General features: G+C 63.6%; 11 protein-coding genes and 1 pseudogene. 5 read left to right on the top strand and 7 right to left on the bottom strand.

Translation table 11 applies throughout. The annotated features are described in order from the left end of the window. The 7 genes and pseudogenes from GSQ79_RS07495 to motA all read right to left on the bottom strand — a co-directional run. Positions 1 to 304 (bottom strand): annotated as a pseudogene (locus GSQ79_RS07495) (hypothetical protein); the annotation flags it as partial. A 91-nt stretch (positions 305 to 395) separates the two neighbouring features. Beyond that, on the bottom strand, positions 396 to 848 hold the full coding sequence (locus tag GSQ79_RS07490) for a hypothetical protein (RefSeq protein WP_158808094.1): 453 nt from the start codon (positions 846 to 848) through the stop codon (positions 396 to 398). Between the two features lie 9 nt (positions 849 to 857). Then, entirely contained in the window at positions 858 to 1,874 is a 1,017-nt protein-coding gene (locus GSQ79_RS07485; RefSeq protein WP_256378995.1) for a flagellar biosynthesis protein FlhB, read from the bottom strand. A gap of 83 nt (positions 1,875 to 1,957) precedes the next feature. Next, complete coding sequence (locus GSQ79_RS07480; RefSeq protein WP_158808092.1) at positions 1,958 to 2,974, bottom strand: flagellar motor switch protein FliG; 1,017 nt, start codon at positions 2,972 to 2,974, stop codon at positions 1,958 to 1,960. A 13-nt stretch (positions 2,975 to 2,987) separates the two neighbouring features. After that, positions 2,988 to 3,269 carry a flagellar motor switch protein FliN gene (gene fliN / locus GSQ79_RS07475; protein ID WP_246725168.1) on the bottom strand — a complete coding sequence of 94 codons (282 nt, stop codon included), beginning with the start codon at positions 3,267 to 3,269 and terminating at the stop codon, positions 2,988 to 2,990. 77 nt (positions 3,270 to 3,346) lie between these two features. Further along, positions 3,347 to 4,324 carry a FliM/FliN family flagellar motor switch protein gene (locus GSQ79_RS07470; protein WP_158808090.1) on the bottom strand — a complete coding sequence of 326 codons (978 nt, stop codon included), beginning with the start codon at positions 4,322 to 4,324 and terminating at the stop codon, positions 3,347 to 3,349. Further along, the gene (gene motA, locus GSQ79_RS07465) at positions 4,324 to 5,199 is read right to left on the bottom strand and encodes a flagellar motor stator protein MotA (RefSeq protein WP_158808089.1); all 876 of its coding nucleotides are present in this window, start codon (positions 5,197 to 5,199) and stop codon (positions 4,324 to 4,326) included. The genes GSQ79_RS07470 and motA overlap by 1 nt, the downstream gene beginning before the upstream one ends. A gap of 267 nt (positions 5,200 to 5,466) precedes the next feature. On the opposite strand from motA, the gene flgF reads away from it, so the two are divergent. The 5 genes from flgF to GSQ79_RS07440 all read left to right on the top strand — a co-directional run bounded on the left by flgF (position 5,467) and on the right by GSQ79_RS07440 (position 9,482). After that, a complete protein-coding gene (flgF, locus tag GSQ79_RS07460) occupies positions 5,467 to 6,192 on the top strand; it encodes a flagellar basal-body rod protein FlgF (protein WP_158808088.1) in 726 nt (241 codons plus the stop codon). Between the two features lie 34 nt (positions 6,193 to 6,226). Beyond that, on the top strand, positions 6,227 to 7,555 hold the full coding sequence (gene fliI / locus GSQ79_RS07455) for a flagellar protein export ATPase FliI (RefSeq protein ID WP_158808087.1): 1,329 nt from the start codon (positions 6,227 to 6,229) through the stop codon (positions 7,553 to 7,555). A 5-nt stretch (positions 7,556 to 7,560) separates the two neighbouring features. After that, positions 7,561 to 8,100, top strand: coding sequence for a hypothetical protein (locus GSQ79_RS07450; protein ID WP_158808086.1), 540 nt, complete (start codon positions 7,561 to 7,563; stop codon positions 8,098 to 8,100). Between the two features lie 147 nt (positions 8,101 to 8,247). Then, on the top strand, positions 8,248 to 8,808 hold the full coding sequence (locus GSQ79_RS07445) for a sigma-70 family RNA polymerase sigma factor (protein WP_158808085.1): 561 nt from the start codon (positions 8,248 to 8,250) through the stop codon (positions 8,806 to 8,808). Then, positions 8,805 to 9,482, top strand: coding sequence for a hypothetical protein (locus GSQ79_RS07440; RefSeq protein WP_158808084.1), 678 nt, complete (start codon positions 8,805 to 8,807; stop codon positions 9,480 to 9,482). Before GSQ79_RS07445 ends, GSQ79_RS07440 begins: the two co-directional genes overlap by 4 nt. The last annotated feature ends 172 nt before the right edge of the window (positions 9,483 to 9,654 follow it).

Here is a 9,654-nt window from a genome sequence, read left to right as displayed (position 1 = left end):
AGGGTCGGTCCTGGGCGAGACGAAGCCGCGCGCCTGTCCGCGATCGATCCTGGATCAGACACTCGACGATGACTTTGTTCCGCGGGTCGGACAGAAGGCCGCCGCGAAGCCGCGTGCGCAGCCGCTCGGTCCGCCGCTTGTCGCTCCTGATCGCCGCAAGAGGCGCCGCCTCGATGATGCTGTAGGTGAACTCGTGACGCAGCTCCGGCGCCGAGGAGCCCGCTGGGATCTTGCGCCCCTGCACGACCTGTGCGCGCCGCTTCTGTGCGTCCGGCGCGTCATCCTCCGTTATGGTCTCGCGCATGGCATCGACAGTTTTGTAGCGGACTTCGCGCGCCGAAGCGCCGCGGCAGTTCCCGGCGATACTCGCTTTTCGAGGCCCGTCCCGGTCATGATCAGATGGCCTTGAAGTTGACGCCGACATTCGCCTTGACAAGCCGGGCGTCAGCCATGGCATCGGCCAGACGCGCCGTGTCGTAGTCCTCGTCGAAGGATGGCGTCGCGAACCAGATATGTTTGATGTCGATGCATCCGTAGGTGTTCTTCAGCGTCAGGGTAAAGAAGGCGGAAACCGACATATGGTGGAACTCCATGTCGATCATGATCGTGGGCGCGTCGTTCCACGTGACGTCCAAGGCAGCCGCCCAGGCAAAATTCATCGTTCCCTGCTTGAAGAACAACTCCGTCGAGGAGTTCACGAGATCCTCGATGTTGGCGTATTTCTCGCCATGAATGAAAGCGATGAGATCGCTCACCTCGATCAGCCGAAGCTCCGCGGCGAATTCGCGGATGCCGCTCGCGACGATCTTCGTGCGGGCAAAGTCCAGTCTCGTCAGTGTTTTCGGCATCGGCAACCTTCAGGATGAACGCGAAGAACGAGGTGCGCGGGCTTGAAGAAAATGAATCAGTTGAGCAACGGCCTTGTAGAATTCAGCAGGAATCATTTTTGACACTTCAACATGATCGTACATGGACCTTGCCAGAGCCTTGTCTTCGATCACGGGAATGCCATGAGCCTCGGCGATTTCTCTGATCTTGAGAGCAATCAGGTCCTGTCCCTTGGCCAGGACCATCGGCGCACCGCCTTCTTCGCGGACATAGCGGATCGCGATCGCGTAGTGGGTGGGATTCGCGATGACCATTGTCGCCTTGGGAACGGACCCCATCATGCGGCGCCTGTGGCGATCGAGGGCGATCGAGCGGCGCTTGGCCTTGTAGATCGGGTCGCCTTCGGACGACTTCATTTCATCCTTGATTTCCTGCTTGGTCATCCGCAGGTCTTTGCGCCACTTGATCTTTGTCCAGACAAGATCGGCGCCGGTAATCAGGCCGTAAGCAACGCAGGTCCCCGAAAGCAACCGCACGATCATGTCCATGACAGTGGCGCCCATCTTGGACGGATCGACGAAAATCGATTGGACCAGTTTCTCGAAGTCGCCGTGCAGGACCATGTAGGCTACGATGCAGACGATGGTGAACTTTGCGACGTTCTTGAGAAAATCGATGAGGCCCTGGCGGCTCAACATGCGTTTCAGCCCTGCCGCCGGCGACAGCTTCGAGAACTTCGGCTTGATTCTGGCAAAGGAAACTTGCGGCATCCCTTGAACGAAGGCGGCGACGACGCTCGACGCGATCATCATCGACATCATCGGAAGGAGGAACGTCGCCGCGGCTACGCCAAGGACCGTAACTAGCGCGATGAGATCTGCCGGTGTGTTCAGCGGAAAGCGGCTGGGACTCGCGAACACCTGCGACATCGTATCGATGAGCGGACCGATGTTTTCCTTCAGCACCAGCGATACGACGATGAGCGAGGCAGCGAGAGACATGAAGACGGAGGCCTCGCGGGAGTGGGGCGTATTGCCCTGCTCCATCGAGTCGCTGACCTTCTTGTCGGTGGCGTCTTCTGTTTTGTCCTCGGCCGATGACTGATCGCTCATGAAGGATCCGCCGGGGCCTAGTCGAGATCGTCGTCAGCGCGCAACTCGACTTCGCCGGCTTCCGCCATCTCGAGCAGCATGCCGACGATAGCGCGCCGCGCCGCCGCGATGTCTTTCTGCGCGGCCGAGCCCGCATTGCTCATTTCGTTTTCGACGAGACGGCGGGCGCGTGCGGTCAAAGACGACAGAACGTTGGCGCAGAATTCTTCGTCGGTGCCGATGAGGGCCAGCACGATCCGTTCGCTCGGGACCTTTTCGAAAAGAACCTGACGCGTCTTCTGCGGCAGTTTGACGAGGTCGTCGAAGGAGAACAGCTTCGAGCGCAGGAATTCCGCCTCTTCCGGCCGGTCCTGTTCCAGCGACTCCAGCAGCTCGTGCATGTGCTCCGGCGCCATCTTGTTGATGATATCGGCCATCTTGCTGGCCGATGCGCCTGCCGGTCGCGGCGGGTTGACGATCAGTTCGTCGTGGAGCCGAACCTCGATCAGGCGGATCGGTGGATCCGAAACGGGTCGCAGGCTGAGCAGACGGCGCATGGTTTCGTTGCGAACCGGCCGTGGCATCAGGGCCATGACTTCGGCGGCGGCGCCCGCGTCGACCTTGGAAAGAGCGAGCGCGATGACCTGGGGGTGCTGCATCAGAAGGTAGTCCGTGAGAAGCCGCGGCGTCACGGCTGCGATCTTCTGCCAGATCGTCTTGTTCGAGCTGCCGAGGACGTCGGACATGATGTCGGCGACCTGATCCGGGGGGAGGGCCCCGGCGAGCAGACCCTCGGCCTGGTCGGCCGTGCCGTGGAGTTCGAGTTCCTTGGAAAAATCGCCGGCGAATTCTTCGACGAGCTCTTCCAGGACGTCGATCGGCACCGAGCCCAATTCGGCCGCCGACCGGGTGATCAGCTTGAGTTCGGCCGCATCGAAATGGACGAGGAGCTTGCTGGCGAGCGGCTTGCCCATGACGAGCAGCAGCGCGGCCACCTTTTCCGGGCCCTGCAGCGGCCGGTAGCCCTGGTCGATGTCGTAGGTCGCTTCGAGCATCAATCTGGCCTTGCTAAGCGGCTGCTGTCGACGAACCGACGATCTCGGTCAGCTTGACGCCGATGCGCGACGGATCGTCTTCGAGCACAACCATTTCGCCACGGGCGACGACGCGTCCGTTGACGACGACGTCGACCGGTTCGCCGATCCCGTGGTCGAGCGCGATGACGGCGCCCTTGCCGAGCTTCATCAGGTCGGCGACAGGCATCGTGGCGGAGCCGAGCATGACCTGGACGGCCACGGGAATGCGCAGGATCGATTCGAGATGCCGGGGGTCGGCACTCGCGGCAGCCATCAGGCCGACGGCGTTGAGTTCCTCGTCGAAAGAAGCAGAGACATCAGACATTGAGACAGCCTCGGAGTCGGTGGGCATCACGAAAAATCGAAAAGCGGTGAGAGACGGGGTTGGGCAACCGCATCGTCTGCGGGCGCGCGTGGCAGGTTTTCTTCGATGCGCAGGGAATAGCGACCCTCCGCCTGGCCGAGTTCGCAGCGGAACAACGGTTTCTCGTCACATCGCAGCTCGCAGGTCGATGGCGCCGACTTGGGAAGCGTCAGGATCTGGCCGATCTTGAGCGTCGCGATCTGGCCGAGCGTGAGCGTATCGGCGGCGAGGAAGGCGTCCACGCGGACCACGGCGCGGCCGATTTCGGACTGGAACCGCTCGGTCCACGCCGGGTCGGTCTTCGGCACGTCCTTGGTCTTGGGCAGCATGTCCTGCCGGAAGCGATCCGTGATCGCCTGCGGAAAGGCAAGACGCAGGTTCGCCCGTCGGCCGAGGCACTCGACGCTCAGGGTGGCGATCGAAACCTTCGTGTTCCGTTTGCCGAGCGCCGCGACGTCGATCTTGCCCTGAACCTGACCGAGCGTGATGCCGCCGAGGCCGAAGCTGATGCACTGCTTCTCGATGACCGATGTCAGCAGGTTGAAAATGACCCGGGCGAACTGGCGATCGATGCTCGTCCCGGCGCGCGGCGCGTCGGCGACCGGCTCGCTGCAGGTGCCGCCGCACATCAGCTCGATCACGAGCTGGAGCAGCGAGTCCTCCAAGTTGACGAGCAGCCGCGATCCGATGATCGGGATCTCGAAGAGCGCGCTCATCGCCGCCGGATCGTGGGCGGCCATCACGTCGGCCGCCGTTTCGGTGGTCAGCGAGACCAGCATGCAGGTGACCGTCATGTTCTCGCCGGCCAGCGTCTCGAACCGCGCGCCGCAGACTTCGGCAATCCGGTCGAGCGCGTCTTCGAGAAGCGGCGGCGCATCCATCGTCGCCGATCCGCCGCCCAGGAGCGAGGCCTGGTTGGCATGGCCTGCCGTGGTATCGTTTGAGCCGAGGGATGCCATGCTCATCACGCCGCCTTAGCCGCTTCCGAACCGCCATTCATCGTCTCGTTCTCGACGTCGTCGATCGAGGGCCGGTCATAGGCCGAGATTGTTTTGCGGCCGTGCTCGAGGGCGATCAACGGCATGGCGCCGTTCATGAAGGCGAGCAAGGTCTGTTTGATGATGATGTAAAGACGGCACTTCTTTTCACGCGTCACTTTTATCTTGTGCGCGAGCGGGCCGGCGAGACCGTAGGACATGAAGATGCCGGCGAAGGTTCCGACGAGCGCGGCGCCGATCAACTCGCCGAGCAGTTCGGGCGACTGATCGAGCGAGCCCATCGCCTTGATGATGCCGAGCACCGCGGCGACGATGCCGAGCGCGGGGAGGCCGTCGGCCACCGATGTGAGCGCCTGGTAGGCTTTCATCTTGTCGCGGCTGATGGTCTGGATCTCTTCGTCCATCAGCGCTTCGATTTCGTGCGTGCGGGCGTTGCCGATCAGGATCAGCCGGCAGTAGTCACAGATGAACGCGGTCATGTCCTTGTCGGCCAGGACTTTTGGGAAGCGCTGGAACAGCTCGGAATCCTTGGGGCTGTCGATCTGCCCTTCGAGTTCGTTGCGGGCATTGCCCCGCAGCTCCCGCATCAGGACATAGAGAAGGCCGAGAACATCGAGGTAGTCGCGCTTCTTGGGCACGCTTCCCTTGATGGCTTCGAGGATGGCCTTTCCGGAATCCTTGATCGTCGAAAGCGGGTTTGCGACGATGAACGTGCCGAGCGCCGATCCGCATATGACGATGAATTCCGAGGGCTGCCAGAGCACGCTCAGCTTGCCTCCGACCGAGGCAAAGCCGCCGAGCATACAGCCCATTGCGATGACGATGCCGACTACAAAGCTCAAGGCCGTTCTCCTCTAATTCCTGGTCCCAATCCAACAGGTCTGCCTTGCCCGAGGCTGACGAGGTGCGGGCCGGCTAGGCCAAACGTCGAAGATTTCCGCGGCAGTGTGCCGCCTTGCCCGCATCAGCTTCGTGCAAGTTTGCTGCGCCATGGTCGGCGGGTGATCACCACGAGACCGATCGTGAGCCTGCGCTCAACGACACACCTGACTGCCGCCCGTATTGCTGTCCGCGCAAGCCGGGCCTGGCAGCGCGAAGGAGCCTGACCCGTGCGCTCGAATCTTTACGTCTCGCTGTCCGCGCAGGTGGCCCTGCAGAACCGCGTCGACACGATTTCCAATAATGTCGCCAACATGAACACCGGCGGCTTTCGCGCCGATGGCGTCACCTTCGAGACCGCCTTGTCCAAGGCCGGCGAGACGCCGACCGCTTTCGTCGCGACCGGGGCGACATACATATCGCGTGCGGCCGGATCGGTGACGCGGACCGACAACCCCCTCGATGTGGCGGTGCAAGGCGAAGGCTGGCTGGCGATCAAGACGCCGGGTGGCACCGCCTACACGCGTGACGGCCGCATGCAGATGACCCAGGCCGGCGAACTGCAGACTCTCAACGGCTACCCCATTCTCGATGCAGGCGGCGCGTCGATGCTGCTGCAGGCCGACGGCGGGTCGCCGAGCATCGCGGCCGACGGCATGATCACGCAGGCGGGCAAGCAGGTCGGGGCGCTCGGTCTTTACGCAATTCCCGACGGCGCCAAACTGACGCGCTTCGGCAATTCCGCGGTCATTCCGGATGTTGCGCCGACGCCTATTCTCGATTTTTCCGTCAACTCGATGGAGCAGGGGTTTTCGGAAGGATCGAACGTCAACCCGATCCTGGAAATGACCAAGCTGATCGCGGTGCAACGCGCCTTCGATTCGGTGTCGAGCGGCAGTCAGTCGAGCGAGTCGACCCTGACGGACGCGATCAAGACGCTGGGTTCGACCTCGTGATCGTCGCGCCACGTTCCATCTTGGCTGAAGCGTCATGACGCTGGCCCTGCAGCACCTTGGCGATGCCGCCGCGCGCGTCGCATCGCGCAGCGCCTTGCTGCAGATCAGCGGAACCGTGTCCGAAGTCACGCCCACGGCCTATCGGGTCAGCGGCCTGTCGCGTTTCGTGAAACTCGGCGACTGCGTCGCGCTCCAGCCTGGCGGACGCCGCCACGGCGAGGTCGTGCGCGTCGACCGCAACGGCGCGACGATAAAACCCTATGACTCGACGGCCGAGGTCGGCCTCGGCGCCGCGATCTATCTCGCGGAGCCGGTCGCGCTCGCGCCCGACGCCAGCTGGAAAGGCCGGGTCATCAACGCGCTCGGCGAACCCGTCGACGGCGGCGGTCCTCTGCGTCCCGGCCCGGATCTTTACGCCGCTGACGGCGAACCGCCGCCGGCGCTCAGCCGCGGCCGGGTCAAGAAATCGCTGAAATCGGGCGTCCGCTTGATCGATATTTTTACGCCCATCTGCGCCGGCCAGAGAATTGGTATTTTTGCCGGCTCCGGCGTCGGCAAGTCGACGCTGCTCGGCATGCTGGCCGGCTGCAAAGGCTTCGACACCGTCGTCATCGCGCTGGTCGGCGAACGCGGTCGCGAGGTGCGCGAATTCATGGAGGAATCGCTTGGCGCCAACCGGGCGCTGGCGGTGACCGTGGTGGCGACCGGCGACGAAAGCTCGATGATGCGGCAGATGGCGCCGCGCACCGCGACGACCATCGCCGAGTATTTCCGCGATCAGGGCCATTCCGTGCTGTTGATGATCGATTCGGTAACCCGTTTCGCCCATGCCGCGCGCGACGTGGCGCTGGCCGCCGGCGAACCCGCCGTGGCACGAGGCTATGCGCCCAGCGTGTTCACAAGCCTGCCGAAGTTGCTGGAACGCGCCGGTCCCGGCGTCGAGGGCAAGGGCTCGATCACTGGCATTTTTTCGGTGCTCGTCGACGGCGACGATCACAACGACCCGATCGCCGATGCCATCCGCGGCACGCTCGATGGGCACATCGTGCTGGATCGCGCCATTGCCGATGCCGGGCGCTATCCCGCGATCAACGTGCTCGCCTCGATTTCGCGCCTCGCGCATCAGGTCTGGTCGCCTGAGGAACGAAACCTCGTCAACCGGCTGCGCTCGATGATTTCCCGCTTCGAAGAAACCCGGGATCTGCGCCTGATGGGCGGGTTCCAGCAGGGCGCGGATGCCGAACTCGACCAGGCCGTCGCCTTGGTACCAATTATTTACGATGCCATGATTCAGTCACCCCACACGTCGACCAGCACGGATGCGTTCCGCGAACTGGCCGAGGCTTTGGGGAAAGGGAGGTAGCTCGAATGCCCGTCATCGGTCCCGCATCCTGGAGCGGCAAGATTTTCGCCCGCGCCTTCACCTCGGAGGGCATGCTAGGGGTAGCCGGCTGCGCGATGGCTTTCGCGTCGGGCTCCTTCGCGCTCTACACGAACATGCATGGACCGGCGAGCCACGAGCCCTCGCCGTATTTCACGGTGTTCGCGCAGTTGAGTCCGCGCGCCCATGCGGTGCCTGTGGCAGCCGCAGCGGTGCTGGCGCCGGTCGTCGGCATCGCCGACGACATCGATCCCGTCGTCACCGGCTCGATCCCGCAGCGGGCGCCAAGCGCGCCGGTGCCGTCGACCGCGTCGAGTGCAACGTCCCACGACAGCAGGCCGATCCTGGCGAACATGCTGCTGCGCCAGATCGACGGCGACAATGCGCTCGTCGAAATCAACGACAGCCTCGTCGTCTACAAGATCGGCGACGTGATTCCCGGCGCCGGCCGGCTGAAGGCCATGACGCGCCAGGGCGGTCGGCCCGCGCTCGAGACGTCCAGGGGCCTGATCGTCGAGTCGCGCTGACGATGAGCCGATGCAAAGCGTCGTAGTTCCCCATCGTCATATCTTCTTCCGCTTTACATCTTCTGACGCTTGAACAAATCTTTCGCCCAGTTGAACGTTTTGGTCCTTTGGCGCGACAGATAAGCGGCGGACCGGAAGAGGGCGGCGATGCATGCGGCCTCGGACGAAAGCCTGATCACTCGTATCGCGTCCGGCGAACGCGCCGCGATGCAGGTGCTGTTCGCACGGCACCACGTGCGCGTGTTCCGCTTCGTCCTGCGAATGGTGCGTAGCGAAGCGCTTGCCGAGGACCTGATTAGCGACGTCTTTATGGATGTCTGGCAGCAGGCTGGCCGCTTTGAAGGTCGATCCAGCGTCTCGACCTGGATGATCGGGATCGCACGGTTCAAGGCTCTGTCGGCTCTACGCAAGCCGACGCATCGGAGCCTGGATAAGGAGGTTCTGGACGCGGTGAAAGACGATGCCGACAATCCGGAAGAAATCCAGCAGAAGCACGACAAGAGCGATATTTTGCGGCGGTGCATCGAGCAGCTGTCGCGCGAACACCGTGAGATCATCGATCTGGTCTACTACCATGAGATGTCCATCGAGGAGGTGGCCGGCATCGTCGCCATTCCGGAAAACACGGTGAAGACGCGGCTGTTCTACGCCCGCAAGCGGCTGGCGGAGATCGCCGGAGACAATGGTTTGGATCGAGGCTGGCCATGACCGATGAAGTTCAGATGGACGGCCGCGAGATTGCCGATCTGCTGCCCTGGTACGCGAGCGGCCGGCTGGCTGGACGCGAGCGCCACCGCGTCGCCATCGCGCTCGCGTCCGACCCCGCGCTGCAGCGCGAACTCGCGCTGATCCTCGAGGAGCAGACGGCCTCGATCGAGGGCAACGAAGCGCTCGGCGCGCCGTCGCGGGCGGCTGCCGCGCGATTTTTTGCGGTGCTTGACGCGGAAAGGCCAGCCAAGACACCGTGGTTCGACGTGGCGGATTGGATCGCCATCCGTGTGCCCGGCTGGCGGCCCCGTGCTATCGCCTGGGGAACAATCGCGGCAGCGGTTCTCGTTTTGGCGCAAGCCGGTGTGATCGGCGAATTGCTGTCTTGGCGGCCGAAGACCTATGCGCTTTCGTCGGTCGAGCCGAGTCCAGGGGGCCGCAACGGAGCGATCGTACTCGTGGCGTTCGAGCCGGCCGCAAGCGTCGCCGCCGTCGCGCAACTGCTTCAGGCCAACGGCGCCTCGATCGTCGCGGGGCCGCTGCCCGGCGGCCTTTATCGCCTTCGCGTCGGCGACCGCCCCTTGGCCAAGGCGGATGTCGACGCTTTGATGATGCGTCTCAAAGCGCAGGCCAATGTTATCCGCTTCGCGGCGCCGGAAACCGGGCCGGACTGAAGCAGGACACGACGTCCGCGGCGAGCGGAGGAACGCGCAGCGACCCCATCGCTACGGGGGCGCACGCGCGACAGCACGAAGAGGTCCGCCATGCGTTCATGGTCGCACACACTCGTTCTCACCGGCGCCGTCGCGGCGCTTCTCTCCAGCCCGTTCGATGCCGAAGCGCAGC

This window comes from Beijerinckia sp. L45 (assembly GCF_009765775.1).
GTDB lineage: Bacteria > Pseudomonadota > Alphaproteobacteria > Rhizobiales > Beijerinckiaceae > RH-AL1.
The sequence above is the reverse complement of the archived record's forward strand: the minus strand, read 5'-3'. Positions and strand labels throughout refer to the sequence as shown.

Excerpts from the sequence above, each read along its gene's own strand:
- GSQ79_RS07480 (WP_158808092.1), bottom strand. The coding sequence starts at position 2,974 with ATGCTCGAAGCGACCTACGACATCGACCAGGGCTACCGGCCGCTGCAG.
- GSQ79_RS07450 (WP_158808086.1), top strand. The coding sequence starts at position 7,561 with ATGCCCGTCATCGGTCCCGCATCCTGGAGCGGCAAGATTTTCGCCCGC.
- fliN (WP_246725168.1), bottom strand. The coding sequence starts at position 3,269 with ATGGCTGCCGCGAGTGCCGACCCCCGGCATCTCGAATCGATCCTGCGC.
- GSQ79_RS07440 (WP_158808084.1), top strand. The coding sequence starts at position 8,805 with ATGACCGATGAAGTTCAGATGGACGGCCGCGAGATTGCCGATCTGCTG.
- GSQ79_RS07445 (WP_158808085.1), top strand. The coding sequence starts at position 8,248 with ATGCATGCGGCCTCGGACGAAAGCCTGATCACTCGTATCGCGTCCGGC.
- GSQ79_RS07490 (WP_158808094.1), bottom strand. The coding sequence starts at position 848 with ATGCCGAAAACACTGACGAGACTGGACTTTGCCCGCACGAAGATCGTC.
- fliI (WP_158808087.1), top strand. The coding sequence starts at position 6,227 with ATGACGCTGGCCCTGCAGCACCTTGGCGATGCCGCCGCGCGCGTCGCA.
- GSQ79_RS07485 (WP_256378995.1), bottom strand. The coding sequence starts at position 1,874 with ATGGAGCAGGGCAATACGCCCCACTCCCGCGAGGCCTCCGTCTTCATG.
- GSQ79_RS07470 (WP_158808090.1), bottom strand. The coding sequence starts at position 4,324 with ATGAGCATGGCATCCCTCGGCTCAAACGATACCACGGCAGGCCATGCC.